We start from the raw sequence: 16,288 nt of genomic DNA, 5'->3' as shown, positions 1-16,288 counted from the left end.
TTGGGTGCTCCCGCGATCGGGCGAGATGATCTCGATCCGGCGCAGTTTCTTCCCAAGCCCCTGAGCTCGTTGCAAACCTTATTGCAATTAATTCGCAATAGCAACTGATGCGGATTGCCGCGGAGGATAGTTCGCACCTCGGTGTGACGGGACTGCAACAAATTCCCGAGGCCTGAAAACGGATGACCCCGCCCGGGGGGACATCCGGGCGGGGTCGGGGCACGACACGGGGTGGATGAGGCGCCCGTGTCGGACGCAGGATCCACGTGAGATCGGCCTCAGGTACTCAAATCAGTAGCAGCTACGAACGCGGCCAATGTACTGGCCGAAGGCGTTGTACTGGGCGACCCAGCCGCAGCGGTGATAGCCGTAGTAATAGGGATCGTTGCTGGCGGCGATCGCGGTGCCGACGACGGCGGCGGTAGCGATGCCCAGGCCGACACCGACGCCCCAGCCGAGCGGCTTGGCTTGCGCCTGCGAGGTGGTGGCCACGACGCTGCCGGTCAGGGTGAGCGCGGCGAGGGCAACTGCGAAAATCTTGGTCTTGATCGACATTTGAAACTCCATCCGGGTTGAGGCGGTCCGTTGTGGCCCGCGTGCCCAGTTGGACGGAGGCTGCTCGAATCCGGTTCGAAGGCCGCGAATCCAGTCGCGCAGTCCGACTCTTTCCTAAATGATTACAATGAGATACGAACTAGCCGAGGGGGCCTTTGGCGAGCCTGTTCACGTCGAAGTTATCGACCTCGGCAAGCAGTTCGCAAAAGGCGCGGGCACCCTGGTCGATCAGCTGCTCGCCCTTCGCGGCCACGGCCAGCGTTGCATTACCGATGGCGCCGCTCGGGTGGAGATCCTGCGCCTGCCAGGCGAAGGGCGCGGGCCGCTGCGTCGACAGCCAGCGATATTGATTCTCCAACGCGATGCTGCTCGCGGGGAAATCCGCGATTGCATCGGCGCGCACCTGATCGGGATAGCGCGCGAGCATGATCGAGGTCTCCACCGCGCCGCCATGAATGCCGTGGCGCACTTCGTCGGCCGGGAACAGCTTGTCCGCGCCTGACAGCCGCGACCACGACGTCGTCACCACCAGCAGCTTGTGATGCGCGCGAAGATCCTGAGCAATCAGCATCATTGCAGCGCTGTTGCCGCCGTGGCTGGTGATGATGACGAGCTTCTTCAATCCGCGCCGCGCGACGTCCTCGCCGATTCCTGTCCATCTCTTCAGCGCGATTTCGGTCGGCAGCGTCTGCGTGCCCGGATAGTCGATATGCTCGGTGGAAATCCCGACCGGCTCAACAGGCAGGAAAATCGCCGGAACGTTCGCGGGCAACAGCTCGCGCACGCGGGCGAGATAGGCGTCCGCAATCAGCACGTCGGTTGTGAGCGGCAGGTGCGGGCCGTGTTGCTCGGTCGCCGCCAGCGGCAGCACTGCGATCCAGCGCGACACGTCCGTGAGGCCAGCTTCGGACCAGCGGATATCGGTCCAGTCGCGGGAGGGCGTCATCAAGGTTTCTTTGGAGGTTTCTTTGCCCAAATTTGTCACGTAGTTTGGGGTTATGGAGGGGACGCGGACTCGGCCGGCTTGCGTCCCCGATTGCCTTGTTATCATGGGCCGGAACGATCGACGGAGTCCAATCATGCGTCTCATCCATCTCTGGCGAGCGTTAACGGGGGCCTTGGTGGCCGCATCTCTCGCGGCCCTGCCCGTGCGTGCCGAAACGCTCGACAAGGTCACCTTCGGCACCAATTGGGTTGCCGAGGCCGAGCATGGCGGCTTTTTCCAGGCCGTCGCCGACGGCACCTACGAGAAATACGGCCTCGACGTCACCATCGTCCCCGGCGGGCCCAACGAGAACAACCGGATGCTGCTGATCGCCGGCAAGATCGATTTCTTCATGGCCGCGAACACGCTGATGTCGTTCGACGCGGTCGCCAACAACGTCCCGGTCGTCACCATCGCCGCGGTGTTCCAGAAGGATCCGCAGGTGATGCTGACGCAGCCCGACGCCAAGGTCGCCAAGATCGAGGACCTCAAGCCGCTGACGCTGTTCGTCTCCAAGGAGGGCATGACCAGCTATTTCCAGTGGCTGAAGTCCGAATACGGTTTCAGCGAGAAGAACGTTCGCCCCTATAATTTCAATCCGCAGCCCTTCATCGCCAATCCCAAGAGCGCGATGCAGGGTTACGTCACCTCCGAGCCCTTCGCGGTCGAGAAGGCGGCCGGCTTCAAGCCCAACGTGCTGCTGCTCGCCGATTACGGCTTCAACACCTATTCGACCCTGATCGAGACCCGCCGCGACGTGGTCGAGAAGAAGCCCGACCTGGTGCAGCGCTTCGTCGACGCCTCCATGGTCGGCTGGTACAATTACATCTACCGCGACAATGCCGCGGGCAACGCCATGATCAAGAAGCTCAATCCGGAGATGACCGACGAACTGCTCGCCTATTCCGTCGCCAAGATGAAGGAATACGGCATCGTCGATTCCGGCGAGTCGCTGAAGAACGGCATCGGCGCGATGAGCGACGATCGCTACACCTCCTTCTTCAACAAGATGGTGAAGGCGGGTGTCGTGAAGCCGGACCTCGACTTCCGCAAATCCTATACGCTGCGCTTCGTCAACAAGGGCGTCGGCGTCGAGCTGCGCCCCAGCAAGCCGTAGCGCAAGGTCGATGTCGTCAGTCAAAACTACGGCGGGGGTCGAGACCGGCCTGACGGCCCTCGCCGTCAGCCTGCGCGGCGTGACGAAGGCCTATGACAACGGCGTGATGGCGCTCGGCCCGCTCGATCTTGCGGTACGCAAGGGCGAGTTCATCTCGCTGCTGGGACCGTCCGGTTGCGGCAAATCCACCGCGCTGCGGCTGATCGCGGAGCTCAGCGCGCCGTCGTCCGGGGTCGTGCGGTTGGCGCGTCAGGAGGGCAAGGCGCAGCCGGGCCATGTTCAGCCAGGTCATTTTCAGCCAGGTCACGGCATCGGCTTCGTGTTTCAGGAGCCGACCCTGATGCCCTGGACCAGCGTGCGCGAGAACGTGCGGCTGCCGCTGAGGCTCGCAGGCGTGCCGAAGGCGGACGCGCGCGCGCGCGCCGACGAGGCGCTGGCGAGCGTCGGGCTTGTTGATTTCGCCGAAGCCTTTCCGCGCGAACTCTCCGGCGGCATGAAGATGCGGGTGTCGCTGGCGCGTGCGCTCGTCACCGACCCTGATATCCTCCTGATGGATGAGCCGTTCGCGGCGCTCGACGAAATCACGCGCTTCCGCCTCAACAACGATTTGCTTGCGCTGTGGCGCAGGCTTGGCAAGACCGTCATCTTCGTGACCCATTCAGTGTTCGAATCCGTCTATCTGTCGCAGCGCGTGGTGGTCATGTCGGCGCGGCCGGGCCGCATCCAGGCCGACATCCGCATCGAGACGGTCGAGCCGCGCGGCGAGGGGTTTCGCACCTCGGCTGCCTATTCCGATTATTGCCGGACCGTGTCGGCCGCGCTGGCGCCATCCTATTCAGGGCAGTCGACGCTATGAATGCGCAAGCGACCGTCGCGGCAAAGCCGTCCGGCGCAAAACGCGCGTTGCGTTTCGTGCTGCCCGTCATCGTATTCGCGGCGGGACTCCTCGCCTGGGAACTCGTGGTCCGCATCAAGGACATCCCGCCTTACGTGCTGCCGGCGCCCTCGGTCATTTTTTTGACGCTGATCAAGGACTGGGCGGTGCTGTCACAATCGCTAGCCGCGACGTTGCTGACCACGCTTGAAGGTTTTGTGGCGGCCAGCATCGGCGGCATCGCGATGGCGCTGCTGTTCAACCAGTCGAAATGGGTGGAAGCCTCGTTATTTCCCTATGCCGTGGTGCTTCAGGTCACACCTGTCATCGCGATTGCGCCACTGCTGTTGATCTATCTGGAGCAGCAGACCGCGGTCGTGGTCTGCGCCTTCATCGTCGCCTTTTTCCCGGTGCTGTCGAACACCACGCTCGGGCTCAATTCGGTCGATCGCAACCTCGCAGGCCTGTTCCAGCTCTATGGCGCCTCGCCACAGCAGACCCTGCGCTTTCTCAAGCTGCCAGCGGCGCTGCCCTATATTCTCGGCGGCCTGCGCATTGCCGGCGGCCTGTCGCTGATCGGCGCGGTCGTGGCCGAGATCGCGGCGGGAACGGCCGGCGCCGGCTCCGGGCTCGCCTACAGGATCGCCGAATCCGGCTACCGGTTGAACATACCCCGCATGTTCGCAGCGCTGCTGTTGCTGTCGCTGGCCGGGATTGTCATCTATGGGGTGCTGGCGCTAGTTTCGCACCTCGTTTTACGGCGCTGGCATGAGAGCGCGCTTGGAAAGGACAACTGATGACCACCGGTTCGATTTCGTCCGAAAAGATCGACCTTCTGATTTATGGGCCGGTCCGGCCGATCCTCGAGAACGGGTTTTCCGATCATTTCGTCGTGCACAAGGCGGAGACGCGGGGCGATCTCGAGCGGCTGACGCCGGCGATCCGCGAAAAGATCCGCGGCGTGGCGGTGACCTATCACACCGTGCGCGCCGACAAGGATTCGCTGTCGCAATTGCCCAAGATCGAGATGGTGGCGAGCTTCGGCGTCGGCTACGACCACATCGACTCCAAATACGCCGCCGAGCACAACATCATTGTCACCAACACGCCCGACGTGCTGACCGAGGAGGTCGCCGACGTCGCCATGGGCCTTCTGATCTCCACCGTGCGTGAGTTCATCAAGGCCGACCGTTATGTGCGCTCCGGCCTCTGGCAGACCCAGAACTATCCGCTCAGCGTCGGCTCGCTGCGCGACCGCAAGGTCGGCATCGTCGGCATGGGCCGGATCGGACAGGCGATCGCGCGCCGGCTCGATGCCTCGCTGGTGCCGGTGGTCTATCACACCCGCAATCCGTCCAAGGAGGTCTCCTACAAACACTACCCTGACCTGATCGAGATGGCGAAGGCGGTGGACACGCTGATGGTGATCGTCCCCGGCGGCGCCAGCACCAACAAGATGATCAACGCCGAGGTATTGAAGGCGCTCGGACCGCGCGGTGTGCTGGTCAACGTCGCGCGCGGCTCCGTGATCGACGAACCGGCGCTGGTCCAGGCGCTCAAGTCCGGCACCATTCTGGCGGCCGGTCTCGACGTGTTCGCGGCCGAACCCACCGTGCCGGACGAGCTCAAGACCATGCAGAACGTCGTGCTGTTGCCGCATATCGGCTCGGCCTCTGTGGTGACGCGCAACGCGATGGACCAGCTCGTGGTTGACAACCTCAAATCCTGGTTCGCCGGCAAGGCGCCGTTGACGCCGGTTGCGGAGACGCCGTTCAAGGGACGCTGATGAACGCGCTTCGCCTCGCTGCGTGGGTGGTGGCGGCGCTTGTCGCCGCCTCGACGCTCGCGCAGGCGCAGGATACGACGACCCTGAAGAAGGAAATGGTCGGGCAGTGGGAGCTCTCGACCACCGAGCGCAGCAAGACCTGCGTGGTCACGATGAAGGGCGAGGCAGCCGGGCAGGGTTTCAAGCTCGAGCTGGAGCCGGCCTGCAAGGCCGCGCTGCCCTTCACCAAGGGCATCGTCGCCTGGAGCGTCAGGGGCCTCGACATCGTCCGTATGCAGGATGCGAGCGGTGAAGCCGTGATCGACTTCACCGAGGTCGAGGCCGGTATCTTCGAGGGCCTGCGGCAAGGCGAGGGCGTCTACATCCTGCAAGACCTCGCCGCCGCCCGCTCGATGGCGAAGTCGATGGACCAGATGATCGGCGACTGGTCGATGGTGCGGAGCAACGGCCAGCCGGTCTGCGCGCTGACGCTGACCAACACGGAAGCCGGGCCCGACAATTTCCAGGTCTTCCTCAAGCCGAAATGCGACGCGGCCATCGCGCAGTTCAACCCGACGCAATGGCGGCTCGAGCGCGGTCAGATCATTTTGATGTCGAAGGCCGGCGACGCCTGGCAGTTCGAGGCCGACGACAACGCGCAATGGCGGCGCGTTCCCGATACCGCCGATCCCCTGATCATGCTGCGTCAGTAGGCAACGCGAAATGCGACCTCATCCTGAGGGCCCGCCATAGGCGGGCGTCTCGAAGGATGACCGCAGGTTACGTCGTCGCCTTCGGCGGCGGCGCGGTGCCTTGGGCCCACTTCTCCAGCTTGCCGAGCACGCCCCAGGCCGTGAGTGCCAGGGAGATCGGCATCGCGAACTGGCCGAGGCCAGGCACGGCGGACACGATCGTCCCGAGCAGTCCGGCAATACCGCCCGCGTTGGGGCTCGCCGTCACCGAAGAGAGCAGCGCGGTGATCAGCGAGCCGCCGATGCCGAGCGCAGTCTTCTTGCCGTCGAGCATCTTGCCGATGGTGTCGCCGAGCGCGCCGTTGACCTGGCCGAGGACGGGCTTGCCGTCCTTGTTGAGCAAGGTACTGAGCAGGTCGACGACCTGCTTCAACTGATTGACGGGGGCGGGGCTGGTCGGGGTGACTGGTCCTGGCATGGGAGCTGTCTTGTTGACGAGGGAAAGGAGCCGTTCGAACAGGCTGATCGGATCGTTGGTGGCGGGCAGCGTGTTGCCCGATGTCGTCGTTCCCGGCGTCACACCGCCGGCCGGTGGCCGCAGCAATTGTGCGAGGTCCTCAAGCCGCTTCATGATCTGGGACACATCGCCGGTCGGTCCGGTGGGGCCCGACTGCGCCGTGCGCGTGAGAGCGGCGACCGTGGCGCCGTCGAGAAGTCCGGTATCCCTCAGGCCGTTCCGCTGCTGAAACTGCGAGACCGCGGTCTTCGTCTTCGGTCCACTGATGCCGTCCTCGTCGAGCGGCGGATTGGCGCCGAGCTTGTTGAGCGCCTGCTGCATGAGAACGATCGTCGATGCCGAGTCGTCCTCCGGTTCCACGCGGCTCGCGAATTGCGGGTTGCCGTCGAGCGTGATCGAGGAATCGAGCGACATCATCGCATGCAGGATCACGGCGGTGCCGAGCTGGGAATCGACGTGGTTCGAATCGAACACATGGTCGCGGACGAACTTGCCGGCCCCTTGCCTCGGGCGGGCCATACAATGTCGAACCACCATAAAGATAGGGCGAATTGCAGCCCTTGGCGTGATAGCCGAAGCCGTTGAACGCCTCGAGCCGGAACAGAATCCGCGCGATACACCAGTCGTGAGCGCCGACGAAATTTTCGATTCTGAATGCATCCACGGCGCCGTCCACGAACGTGGCAAACGGACCGCGCCCTTTCGGAACGACGGTCGTGGCGCGATGAAGCGTTTCGCCGTTGCCGAGATAGGTGTCGAAATCGAAATTGGACTCGCGGTAATGACAGAGGGCAGCGAAATACCAGGGGACGCCGGTCAGCCGCTCGACCTGCTGATAGGTCGCCTTGCCGTTAATGGCCTTGCGTGCGACCCCGTTCGCGTCGGAGAGGCGTGGAGGCCGGATCTCGAGATTGGCCCAATTCCGCTCGTATTCGCTTTTCAAACTCTCGAATGAGACCATTTTCCGCTCCTGCAATGAATGAATTATCGCAACTCCGTGTCAGTCCAAGTGAACCAGGTGCCGTGATCAGGCGTGACGCCAGCGTGATCTCCCAAATCTGGCAGGCCGCCGGCGCGGCGCGTGTGAAATGGGTTACAGCCTCGCTGGAAAAATGAGCGGCGGGACCGGGATCGAGGCGGTCGCCCCCGAGGGAACCGGCAGGGACCCTCCTCCGTTAGCGACGCGAGGCAGTCCCGCAAGGATCTCTGCATGACCAAGCGCGTCCTCGCGATCGGCATCGAGCCCGGCAATGCGGACTACAGCGCATTCCCTCAGCTCACGCCGGAACTCGTGCGCGACTACATCGATGCGCAGCTGCTGCGCCTGCGCGATCTCGGTTACGAGGTCACGAGCTGCCTGATCGATCTCGATGCCGCGGCGGAAGCCGGCGTCACGGCGGCGCTGCGCGACGAGAGCTTCGACTGCATCGTGATCGGCGCGGGCCTGCGCGAGCCGAAGGAGCGTCTGCTGCTGTTCGAGAAGGTGCTCAACCTCGTCCACCGCCTGACGCCGCGATCTGTTTCAACACCACGCCCGCCGACACCGCCGAGGCCGTGCAGCGCTGGGTCGATGCTTGAGATGAATCGGCAAGCCCGTGCATCGCAGGCGGCATCATTAAAGCCGCCGTCGCGCTACGCCTCCGGCGCCACCGCATGACGTGATGAGGCGCGGCGTCGGCAATTTGTCTGGCCCGAATCCGCTTCCGGCGCTATGACTCGCCTGACCACAGGGGAGGGCGAGCATGCTTCGAGGTCTTCGTATTGGAAGTTTCGCAATCGCGGCATGTCTGACGGTCGCGATGGCGATGCCGGTCCACGAGGCGGCGGCGCAGGACGCAATTGGCGGTGCCATCCTCGGCGGCGTCGGTGGAGCGATCGTGGGTGGCGCGCTCGGCGGGGGCCGTGGAGCCGCCATCGGCGCCGTCGTCGGTGCCGGCACGGGCGCTGCGATCGCCTCCGAGGGCGAACGCCGCCGCTCCGGCTACTACGCCTATCAGCGCGGTTGCTACATGCAGCGCCGGGACGGCTCCTACGTCCCGGTCGATCCCCGATACTGCTACTGAGATCGAGACGAGCTGTCGCGCCTCAGCTTTTCGCCGCTGACTCCGGCATGATCTGGAGCAGCGGCTCCGGCCGGATCGAGACCTGGCCGGCGAACGGCCGGTCGTGCGCGGCGATCAAGAGAACCGAGGTCGCGACGCCGGTCGCGAACAGGCCCATCGCGATCGCCGATCCCAGCCGGTTGTCGCAATGGACAAGGCCGATCACCAGCAGCGCGCAGGCCGCCTGGAGATACAGGCACCACCATTTGACCGAATTCACCGCGGCGAGGCTGACGATGATCCGCTGCCGCCGCGCATCCAGCGCCTGCTGGAGCGCGCTGATGATCTCGTGCTGCACGGTCTCCTGATTCCGGCCCTGCGGCGCCATCGCGACGACGAGCTGCAAGGCTTCGGCGAGCGCGGGCGGCGTCACCTTCAGCGACGCCTCCTGATGCGCCATCATCGGCCATTCCACCGTGACGGCCTGCTCGACATAGTCGCGCACCAGGCCGCGCAGCCTTGTCTCCTGCTCTGCCGGCAGGCCGGCGGCGAGCAGCACAGCGCTTCGCAGCGCGCTGGCCTCACGGCTCACCGCGGCGCCGGCGCGGTCGCTGTCGCCCCAGACCTGCGCCGCGGTAAAGGCGACGAACAGGCCGAAGATGATGCCGAGCACCGGCAGCATGCCCGGTGAGATCGCCTTCAGCGATTTCGCGCGCTCCCCCGTTGCGACAAGCGCGACGGCCGCGAAGATGGCCATCGCCACCAGATAAGTGAAACCGAAGACCACCAGCGCCATCCAGGGCAGTGGCAGATTGTGCAGCCAGTCGCTCATGCTGTCCTTGTCATGTGATTCGACAGCCTAGATCAACCGCAGCCCACGCAGGCTGGCATGGCCGCCTCGGCCGACGATGATGTGGTCGTGCACGGAGATACCGAGCGGCTTTGCGATGTCGATGATCGCTTTCGTCATCTGGATGTCGGCCTGCGAGGGCGAGGGATCGCCTGAGGGGTGGTTGTGGACCAGGATCAGCGCGGTCGCGGATAATTCCAGCGCGCGCTTGATCACCTCGCGCGGATAGACCGGGGTGTGGTCGACGGTGCCGGTCTGCTGCACCTCGTCGGCGATGAGCTGGTTGCGCTTGTCGAGGAACAGCAGGCGGAATTGCTCCTTGTCGGCAAACGCCATGCTGGTGCGGCAATAGTCGATCACCTCGTTCCAGGACGACAGCGCGTTGCGGCTGTTGACCTCGCCCTTGGCGACGCGGTGCGATGCCGCCGCAATCAGCTTGAGCTGGTGGATCGCGGGCTCGCCGACGCCGTCAACCTCGCGCAGGCGCGCCACCGGGGCATGGACGACTTCGGCGAACGAGCCGAACGTCTTGATGAGCGTCTTCGCCAGCGGCTTGGTGTCGCGCCGCGGCAGCGCCGGAAACAGCGCCATCTCGAGCAGCTCGTAGTCGCTGAGCGCATCCGCACCGGCGCTGTAGAAGCGCTCGCGCAGCCGCTCGCGATGGCCGAGATAGTGCGGCGCTTCCTCCGGCTTGCTCTTGTCGTGGTCTGACTTGGCGGGCATCGGCCGCCAGCATTGCCGCGGACCAGCGCTTTTGCAACCGTCAATTGCGGGACGGCGCGCAGGTCCTGGCATCTGGCTTTGAAGATGGTGACTCAGCCCGCCGGTCTCCTGGCGCCGTGCGCTGGTGCGGGCACCGTGACCGCCACCACACCGGCGAGAATGAACAGCATTCCGGCAAGACTGGACCAGGTAAATTGCTCGCCGAGCCATGCGGTGCCGAGCGCCACCGCGAAACCGGCGCGCAGATAGCTTCCGCTTGTCGTGCCGAGCGGACCGAGCGTTTGGATCAGCCGGAAATAGATCACCATCGCGAAAGCCGTGCAGACCACCGCGAGCGCGATCACCGCCGCGATCGCCTGCGCCGGCGGCGGCGCCAGTGTCCACGGCTGTTCGAGAGCGGCGGCGATCGGGAGCATGAGAAGCGCGGCGCAACTCATGGATCCGGCCGCCGTGACGATCGCGGGATGGCCCGAGAAGCGCTGCCCCCATATCGGTGCGAGCGCATAGCAGAGGCTCGCGCATAGTACCGCTGCCTGGGCCAGCGGAGCGGCCGTGCCGATCCCCGAAAACGCATCGGCACCTATGGTCACGGCGACACCCGCGAGACCGAGACCGACGCCGATGAGCTTCTGGCCGTTGATGCTCAGCCGCCCGCGCACGGTCATCATCGCGATCGCGAGCACAAACATCGGCGGGGTTGCATTGAGTACGCCGGCGAGACCGCTTGCGATATGTGCCTCGCCCCAGCTGATCAGGGTGAAGGGCAGCGCACTCTGCAGCAGCCCTTGCACGAAGAGGGCCGCCCAGACCGATCCTCGGTGGGGAAGGGCGTGTCCCTGCGCGAGAGCGATCAGGATCAGGATAATGGCCGCGATCGTCGCCCGCGCGGCGACCATCGTGAAGGGCGGAATCGTCGGGATCGCGACCTTGATCAGCGTGAACGAACTGCCCCAGATCAGCGAGAGCAGCAGCAGGAGCCCGATCTCGAGCGCGAGAGTGGTCTTCCTTGGCGTCGTTTGTTGCCCCTGCGTGCTCATGCAATTTGCTCCTGAAGCGATCGACACCATGATCCGGAGCGCCGGGAGAGGCTGGCTGAATTCGGACCTCATCGCCCGATCGAGTCCGATTTCAGCTACTCGGCGTGCAGCGCGGGCATTATTATCGCGCAATGGCGACAGGCTCGGCGCATCGGCAAACGCTGCCACCGCATCTCGACTGGGAAACCTGCGATCGGGCTCGGCTGGCGCGTGCGCGCGCTTTCGACGGACTGTTCTTCTCCGGTGTCCGCTCGACGCGCATCTATTGCCGGCCGGTCTGTCCGGTTCGTCCTGCTCGCTCCGAGAACGTCACCTTCTATGCGACAGCTGCCGCCGCCGAGCGGGCCGGTTTTCGCCCGTGCCTCCGCTGCCGGCCGGAAACGGCGCCGGGGTCGCCGGCCTGGATGGGAACGGCGAGCACCGTGGCGCGCGGGATGCGTCTGATCCATGACGGTTTTCTGGATGAGGCGTCAATGACGGAGCTCGCAGAAGCCCTTGGCGTCGGGCCGCGCCACCTGCTTCGCCTGTTCATGCGCCACGCCGGGGCGAGCCCGAGCGAGATCGCAGCGACGCGGCGGGTGCAGGAAGCCAAGCGCTTGATCGACCAGACCAGCATGACATTGGCGGAGATCGCCTTCGCCGCAGGTTTCGGCAGCGTTCGCAGATTCAACGATGCCTTTGCCGCGACCTACAAGCGGCGGCCGTCGTCGTTCCGCCGGCCGCGATAGGCGCGCGTCGGCGCTTGCGCCGCCATCACCCGATCTGCTTCTCGCCGTGCCGCTCCGATAGCGTGAAGATCTCGACGCCGGTGGCGGTGACGCCGACGGAATGCTCGAACTGCGCCGACAGCGAGCGGTCGCGGGTGACGGCGGTCCAGCCGTCGGACAGGATCTTCACATGCGGCTTGCCGAGATTGATCATCGGCTCGATAGTGAAGAACATGCCCGGCTTGAGCTGCACGCCTTCGCCCGGCCGGCCGATATGGATGATGTTCGGCTCGTCGTGGAACATGCGCCCGAGGCCATGACCGCAGAAATCGCGCACCACGCTCATGGCCTGCGGCTCGACGAAGCTCTGGATGGCGTGGCCGATGTCGCCGGTGGTGGCGCCAGGCTTCACCGCGGCGATGCCCCGCATCATCGCCTCATACGTCACTTCGATCAGCCGTTCGGCCTTGCGCGCGATCGGGCCGACCGCATACATGCGGCTGGAATCGCCATACCAGCCGTCGACGATGAAGGTGACGTCGATGTTGACGATGTCGCCCTCTTTCAACGGACGGTCGCCGGGCATGCCGTGGCAGACCACGTGGTTGAGCGAGGTGCAGGTCGAGTAGCGGTAGCCGCGATACATCAGCGTCGCCGGATAGGCATTGTTGCTGAAGGCGAAGTCGCGGACGAACTGGTCGATGCGCTCGGTCGGCACGCCGGGCCCGACGATGTCGGTGAGCTCGTCGAGGCACTTCGCCACCAGCGCTCCCGCCTTGCGCATGCCGGCAAAGGCGCTCGGTCCGTGCAGCTTGATCTGTCCGGTCTTGCGCAGGGAGGTATCGGAAGCTTCGACGTAACTCATGCGGGCGCTATCTTCTGGGGTGGGCTCGATATCGGCGGAAAGGCTTGATTTCACGCTCCAATTTAATGATTGCGGGCCTTCATGCAAGTCAGGCGTGCCTGTCTTGTGCCCGTAAGCGGGCCTAATTCGGGACTTCTACGGTGGTTTCCACCGGCAGGGCGCCGCCGCGGATGCGGATTTCGCGGACGGGGTAGGGAACCCGGATGCCCTCGCGCTTGAAGGCCTCCCACAACGCCAGCATCACGTCGCTCTTGACGCCGTCCATGCCGTCGGGGTCCGCGATCCAGAAGGTCAGCGAGAACTTCATTCCGGCTTCCGCGAACTCGGTCAAAATGCTGTTCGGCGGCTTGCCCTTCTGCGCGCGGGGATGGGCGGCGGCGGTCTCGGCGGCGAGCTTGCAGACCAGCCGCGGATCGGCGTCGTAATTGGTGCCGAAGGCGATCTTCACCAGCGTGTTCTTGTCGGTATAGGTCCAGTTGACCACTTTCTGCGTCACCAGATCCTCGTTCGGCACCAGGAATTCGCGGCCGTCGCCGGCGGCGACGGAAATATAGCGCGTCTTCATCGCGCTGATGCGCCCGGTGTTGTCCCCGATGGTGACGAGGTCGCCGGGCTTCACCGATTTGTCGGCGAGCAGGATGATGCCCGAGATGAAATTGGCGACGATCTTCTGCAGGCCGATACCGATGCCGACGCCGACCGCGCCGGAGAACACCGCGAGCGCGGAGAGGTCGATGCCGACCGCGCCGAGCGCAATGACAATTGCGATGGCCAGAAGTCCGATGCGGATGATCTTGATCAGCAGCACCTGCACCGACGGGGTCAAATCGGTGGTCGAATTGATCCGGCTCTCGGCGAAGTTGCTGGCGATATTGGTGGCCCAGAGCGCGATGAGCAGCAGCGCGCCGGCCTTGATCACCAGCAGCGGCGTCAGCCGCAGGCCGCCGAGCACGATGGCGAAGGAATCCAGCAAATCCACCGTCGCATCGAGCTGGCCGAGGATGGAGAGCGCGGCGACAAACCAAGCCGTGATCGACACCAGCTTGACGATGAAGGCGTTGCGCAGCATCGAGGTCAAGAGCCGGATCGCGAGCCAGGCCAGCCCGAGCTTGGCGGCGACCATCAGCAGATAGCTGCGGCTCGGCCAGGTCGCGTGATACATCACCACGCGGGAGATGATCACCAGCAGGGTGAACACCGCCGTCGAGGCGCTGCTCACCATGACGCGGGCGAAGTGCCGGAGCGGCAGCGGCCAGTGCATCGCCAGCGATGTCATGTCGACGCGGTGGCGAACCCCGGCTTCCGCGGCATAGGCGATGCCGGCCGCAGCCAGGATCAGGCCGAATTGCAGGTAGAACCAGGGTGAGGAGATCTCCGCCCCGACGCTGCGTGCGGTGGTCTGCACGAACTCCATGAAGTCTTTGAGGTCCATGTCCATCGGTCTCGTCGGGAAGCGGGCGGGAGGATTTGATTCGAGGGCGCCGCAGAATCCCACAAAGGGAGCGGCCGGGCCACCGATACACCGCTAAGTGAAGTGCGTTAAGGCCGCAAAATACGGGCAGATTGCCGCGAGCGGGAGAAAATGGGTTGGCGCGGGAGTCCGCCGACGATAAGGATGCCATTCCAGCGAATTCGTACCCGGAAGGTGGATGGCCTCCCTCGACTCTGTCAGCCTCGCCATATTGCTCGGCGCCGTCCTGGTGTTGGCCGGCATCCTGTCGAGCCTGCTTGCACTGCGCTTCGGCGCGCCCTTGCTGCTCGTCTTTCTTGCCATCGGCATGCTCGCGGGCGATTCCGGCCCCGGCCAGCTTCAGTTCGACGACGTCCGCACCACCTATCTGGTCGGCTCGGTGGCGCTTGCCCTGATCCTGTTCGACGGCGGCCTGAAGACGCGCTTTGCCAGCATCCGCACCGTGCTCGCGCCATCCGTGGTGCTCGCCACCGTCGGCGTGCTTCTGACTGCGCTGATCACGGCGCCGTTCGCCAAATACGCACTCGATCTCAACTGGACGGAGTCGCTGCTGGTCGGCGCCGTGGTGGCCTCGACTGATGCCGCCGCTGTGTTCCTGCTGGTGCATACCCAGGGCCTGCGGCTGCGCCCGCGTGTCGGCGCGACGCTGGAAGTGGAATCCGGCACCAACGATCCCTTCGCGATCTTCCTCACCTTGATGCTGGTCGAATACATCTCCCTCGGAACGGGCACGGCCGGGCATGTGATGATGGAGTTCTTGCTGGAGGCGGTGCTGGGCGCCGTCGTCGGCTTCCTCGGCGGACGTCTGGTCGTCGTCGCGCTCAACCAGGTGGCGCTGCCGCAGGGCCTGCATGCGCCGTTTGTCACGACTGCGGCGCTCGTCATCTTCGGTGGCTCGCAGATCATGCATGCCTCGGGTTTTCTCGCGGTCTATCTCGCCGGCATCATCATCGGCAACCGGCCGACCCGTGCGCATAATTCGGTGGTGGCGTTCCTGGATGCTGCGACCTGGCTGGCGCAGATCGTGATGTTCGTGCTGCTCGGCCTGCTGGTCTCGCCGAGCCGGCTTGGCGCCAGCGTGCTGCCGGCGGTCGGGATCGCCTTCGTGCTGATGCTGGTGGCGCGGCCGATCGCGGTGTTCGTGTGCCTGGCGCCGTTCCGCTTCAACTGGCGCGAGAAGATCTTCATCGCCTGGACCGGCCTGCGCGGTGCGGTCGCGATCTTCCTGGCCTCGATCCCGATGCTGGTCGGGCTGACGAAAGCCTATCTCTATTTCGACGTCGCCTTTGTTGTCGTCATCATCTCGCTGCTGCTGCAAGGCTGGACGCTGGCGCCGGCCGCGCGCAAGCTTCATGTCGCGCTGCCGCGCGCCGAACGCGGCCCGCGCCGCGTCGAGCTCGATCTGCCCGGCCAGCTCGAGCAGCAACTCGTCGGCTATCCGGTGCGGCCCAAGAGCCTGTATTTCCGCCGCGGCCTGATCCCGTCCTGGTCCAAGCCGACGCTGGTGATCCGCAACGAGAACATTTTGACGCCGGTTGAAGCCGAGCCGATCGCGCCGGGCGACTACATCTATCTGCTGGCGCCGCCGGAAAAGGCCGAATCGCTCGACCGCTTCTTCGTCGACATGCAGCCGAGCTCGGCGCCGGACCCGCATCTGCTCGGCGACTTCATGGTCTCCGGCGAGCACACGCTCGCCGAGCTCGCGGAGATCTACGGCGTGAAGGCCGGCGAAGACGAGAGCAAGCTGACTTTGGCCGATTATTTCGACGTCCATCTCGACCGCGCGCCGAAAGAGGGCGCCGAGCTTGCGCTGGATCCGATCGTGCTCGTCGCGCGCTCCATCTCCGGCGGCCGAGTCAACGTCGTTGGCCTGCGCCTGCCGGAAGACGAGGAAGCGCCCGCGCCGCTGACGCGCAGGCAAGCGCTGCGCCGCAAGCTAGCGGAGCTGTGGACCTCGGTGGCGGGGGTCTAGTCATCTCGTTGTCACTCCGGAGCGCGCGCCAGCGCGAACCCGGTGTGACGAAAATGAGGAGCCGCCACCAAATCGCCGCAACCGCCAAAGATTTGCGCCTTCGTGATCCCTGTGTC

At 64.9% G+C, this 16,288-nt stretch carries 15 protein-coding genes and 2 pseudogenes; 9 read left to right on the top strand and 8 right to left on the bottom strand.

Translation table 11 applies throughout. The features are described 5' to 3' along the window. Positions 1-291: 291 nt before the first annotated feature. Together ACVWYI_RS00285 and ACVWYI_RS00280 are read right to left on the bottom strand one after the other, a co-directional pair. The gene (locus ACVWYI_RS00285; protein WP_247445404.1) at positions 292-555 is read right to left on the bottom strand and encodes a hypothetical protein; all 264 of its coding nucleotides are present in this window, start codon (positions 553-555) and stop codon (positions 292-294) included. A 139-nt stretch (positions 556-694) separates the two neighbouring features. Then, on the bottom strand, positions 695-1,501 hold the full coding sequence (locus ACVWYI_RS00280) for a creatininase family protein (protein ID WP_456660886.1): 807 nt from the start codon (positions 1,499-1,501) through the stop codon (positions 695-697). A 133-nt stretch (positions 1,502-1,634) separates the two neighbouring features. Here ACVWYI_RS00280 and ACVWYI_RS00275 point away from each other — a divergent pair, with 133 nt between their 5' ends. From ACVWYI_RS00275 to ACVWYI_RS00255, 5 genes are read left to right on the top strand one after another with little or no spacing between them, the layout of a single operon-like run. Further along, positions 1,635-2,657 carry an ABC transporter substrate-binding protein gene (locus ACVWYI_RS00275; RefSeq protein WP_456660885.1) on the top strand — a complete coding sequence of 341 codons (1,023 nt, stop codon included), beginning with the start codon at positions 1,635-1,637 and terminating at the stop codon, positions 2,655-2,657. Between the two features lie 10 nt (positions 2,658-2,667). Continuing rightward, on the top strand, positions 2,668-3,513 hold the full coding sequence (locus ACVWYI_RS00270) for an ABC transporter ATP-binding protein (protein ID WP_247445402.1): 846 nt from the start codon (positions 2,668-2,670) through the stop codon (positions 3,511-3,513). After that, positions 3,510-4,328, top strand: coding sequence for an ABC transporter permease (locus ACVWYI_RS00265; RefSeq protein ID WP_247348645.1), 819 nt, complete (start codon positions 3,510-3,512; stop codon positions 4,326-4,328). The genes ACVWYI_RS00270 and ACVWYI_RS00265 overlap by 4 nt, the downstream gene beginning before the upstream one ends. Continuing rightward, positions 4,328-5,317 carry a 2-hydroxyacid dehydrogenase gene (locus ACVWYI_RS00260; protein WP_247445400.1) on the top strand — a complete coding sequence of 330 codons (990 nt, stop codon included), beginning with the start codon at positions 4,328-4,330 and terminating at the stop codon, positions 5,315-5,317. The genes ACVWYI_RS00265 and ACVWYI_RS00260 overlap by 1 nt, the downstream gene beginning before the upstream one ends. Further along, positions 5,317-6,009 (top strand): AprI/Inh family metalloprotease inhibitor, encoded by a 693-nt coding sequence (locus ACVWYI_RS00255; protein WP_456647830.1) that lies wholly within the window; start codon positions 5,317-5,319, stop codon positions 6,007-6,009. The genes ACVWYI_RS00260 and ACVWYI_RS00255 overlap by 1 nt, the downstream gene beginning before the upstream one ends. A gap of 67 nt (positions 6,010-6,076) precedes the next feature. On the opposite strand, the pseudogene ACVWYI_RS00250 reads toward ACVWYI_RS00255, so the two are convergent. Beyond that, positions 6,077-7,466 (bottom strand): annotated as a pseudogene (locus ACVWYI_RS00250) (peptidoglycan-binding protein). A 249-nt stretch (positions 7,467-7,715) separates the two neighbouring features. Here ACVWYI_RS00250 and ACVWYI_RS00245 point away from each other — a divergent pair. Next, positions 7,716-8,083: pseudogene (locus ACVWYI_RS00245) on the top strand (hypothetical protein). Positions 8,084-8,247: 164 nt separating this feature from the next. After that, a complete protein-coding gene (locus tag ACVWYI_RS00240; RefSeq protein ID WP_247348654.1) occupies positions 8,248-8,568 on the top strand; it encodes a hypothetical protein in 321 nt (106 codons plus the stop codon). A gap of 22 nt (positions 8,569-8,590) precedes the next feature. On the opposite strand, the gene ACVWYI_RS00235 is transcribed toward ACVWYI_RS00240, so the two are convergent. From ACVWYI_RS00235 to ACVWYI_RS00225, 3 genes are all read right to left on the bottom strand, one after another. Beyond that, a complete protein-coding gene (locus ACVWYI_RS00235) occupies positions 8,591-9,379 on the bottom strand; it encodes a bestrophin-like domain (RefSeq protein ID WP_247348657.1) in 789 nt (262 codons plus the stop codon). A 27-nt stretch (positions 9,380-9,406) separates the two neighbouring features. Further along, on the bottom strand, positions 9,407-10,120 hold the full coding sequence (radC, locus tag ACVWYI_RS00230) for a RadC family protein (protein ID WP_247445394.1): 714 nt from the start codon (positions 10,118-10,120) through the stop codon (positions 9,407-9,409). 92 nt (positions 10,121-10,212) lie between these two features. After that, the gene (locus ACVWYI_RS00225) at positions 10,213-11,157 is read right to left on the bottom strand and encodes a DMT family transporter (RefSeq protein ID WP_456660884.1); all 945 of its coding nucleotides are present in this window, start codon (positions 11,155-11,157) and stop codon (positions 10,213-10,215) included. A 131-nt stretch (positions 11,158-11,288) separates the two neighbouring features. Between ACVWYI_RS00225 and ACVWYI_RS00220 the strand changes: the two genes are divergently transcribed. Next, positions 11,289-11,885, top strand: a complete 597-nt coding sequence (locus ACVWYI_RS00220) for a bifunctional transcriptional activator/DNA repair enzyme AdaA (protein ID WP_247445392.1) — start codon at positions 11,289-11,291, stop codon at positions 11,883-11,885. Between the two features lie 25 nt (positions 11,886-11,910). Here the strand turns inward: ACVWYI_RS00220 and map are convergent, their stop codons facing one another. Together map and ACVWYI_RS00210 are read right to left on the bottom strand one after the other, a co-directional pair. Then, positions 11,911-12,729 carry a type I methionyl aminopeptidase gene (map, locus tag ACVWYI_RS00215; RefSeq protein ID WP_007597786.1) on the bottom strand — a complete coding sequence of 273 codons (819 nt, stop codon included), beginning with the start codon at positions 12,727-12,729 and terminating at the stop codon, positions 11,911-11,913. A 121-nt stretch (positions 12,730-12,850) separates the two neighbouring features. Further along, the gene (locus ACVWYI_RS00210) at positions 12,851-14,167 is read right to left on the bottom strand and encodes a mechanosensitive ion channel family protein (RefSeq protein WP_456647836.1); all 1,317 of its coding nucleotides are present in this window, start codon (positions 14,165-14,167) and stop codon (positions 12,851-12,853) included. A 211-nt stretch (positions 14,168-14,378) separates the two neighbouring features. Between ACVWYI_RS00210 and ACVWYI_RS00205 the strand changes: the two genes are divergently transcribed. Then, complete coding sequence (locus tag ACVWYI_RS00205; RefSeq protein WP_247348664.1) at positions 14,379-16,172, top strand: potassium/proton antiporter; 1,794 nt, start codon at positions 14,379-14,381, stop codon at positions 16,170-16,172. The last annotated feature ends 116 nt before the right edge of the window (positions 16,173-16,288 follow it).

Source organism: Bradyrhizobium sp. LB13.1 (assembly GCF_054056815.1).
Note: the sequence above shows the minus strand (reverse complement) of the source record. Positions and strands in the feature narration are given on the sequence as shown.

Excerpts from the sequence above, each read along its gene's own strand:
- ACVWYI_RS00285 (WP_247445404.1), bottom strand. The coding sequence starts at position 555 with ATGTCGATCAAGACCAAGATTTTCGCAGTTGCCCTCGCCGCGCTCACC.
- ACVWYI_RS00280 (WP_456660886.1), bottom strand. The coding sequence starts at position 1,501 with ATGACGCCCTCCCGCGACTGGACCGATATCCGCTGGTCCGAAGCTGGC.
- ACVWYI_RS00275 (WP_456660885.1), top strand. The coding sequence starts at position 1,635 with ATGCGTCTCATCCATCTCTGGCGAGCGTTAACGGGGGCCTTGGTGGCC.
- ACVWYI_RS00270 (WP_247445402.1), top strand. The coding sequence starts at position 2,668 with ATGTCGTCAGTCAAAACTACGGCGGGGGTCGAGACCGGCCTGACGGCC.
- ACVWYI_RS00265 (WP_247348645.1), top strand. The coding sequence starts at position 3,510 with ATGAATGCGCAAGCGACCGTCGCGGCAAAGCCGTCCGGCGCAAAACGC.
- ACVWYI_RS00260 (WP_247445400.1), top strand. The coding sequence starts at position 4,328 with ATGACCACCGGTTCGATTTCGTCCGAAAAGATCGACCTTCTGATTTAT.
- ACVWYI_RS00255 (WP_456647830.1), top strand. The coding sequence starts at position 5,317 with ATGAACGCGCTTCGCCTCGCTGCGTGGGTGGTGGCGGCGCTTGTCGCC.
- ACVWYI_RS00240 (WP_247348654.1), top strand. The coding sequence starts at position 8,248 with ATGCTTCGAGGTCTTCGTATTGGAAGTTTCGCAATCGCGGCATGTCTG.
- ACVWYI_RS00235 (WP_247348657.1), bottom strand. The coding sequence starts at position 9,379 with ATGAGCGACTGGCTGCACAATCTGCCACTGCCCTGGATGGCGCTGGTG.
- radC (WP_247445394.1), bottom strand. The coding sequence starts at position 10,120 with ATGCCCGCCAAGTCAGACCACGACAAGAGCAAGCCGGAGGAAGCGCCG.
- ACVWYI_RS00225 (WP_456660884.1), bottom strand. The coding sequence starts at position 11,157 with ATGAGCACGCAGGGGCAACAAACGACGCCAAGGAAGACCACTCTCGCG.
- ACVWYI_RS00220 (WP_247445392.1), top strand. The coding sequence starts at position 11,289 with ATGGCGACAGGCTCGGCGCATCGGCAAACGCTGCCACCGCATCTCGAC.
- map (WP_007597786.1), bottom strand. The coding sequence starts at position 12,729 with ATGAGTTACGTCGAAGCTTCCGATACCTCCCTGCGCAAGACCGGACAG.
- ACVWYI_RS00210 (WP_456647836.1), bottom strand. The coding sequence starts at position 14,167 with ATGGACATGGACCTCAAAGACTTCATGGAGTTCGTGCAGACCACCGCA.
- ACVWYI_RS00205 (WP_247348664.1), top strand. The coding sequence starts at position 14,379 with ATGGCCTCCCTCGACTCTGTCAGCCTCGCCATATTGCTCGGCGCCGTC.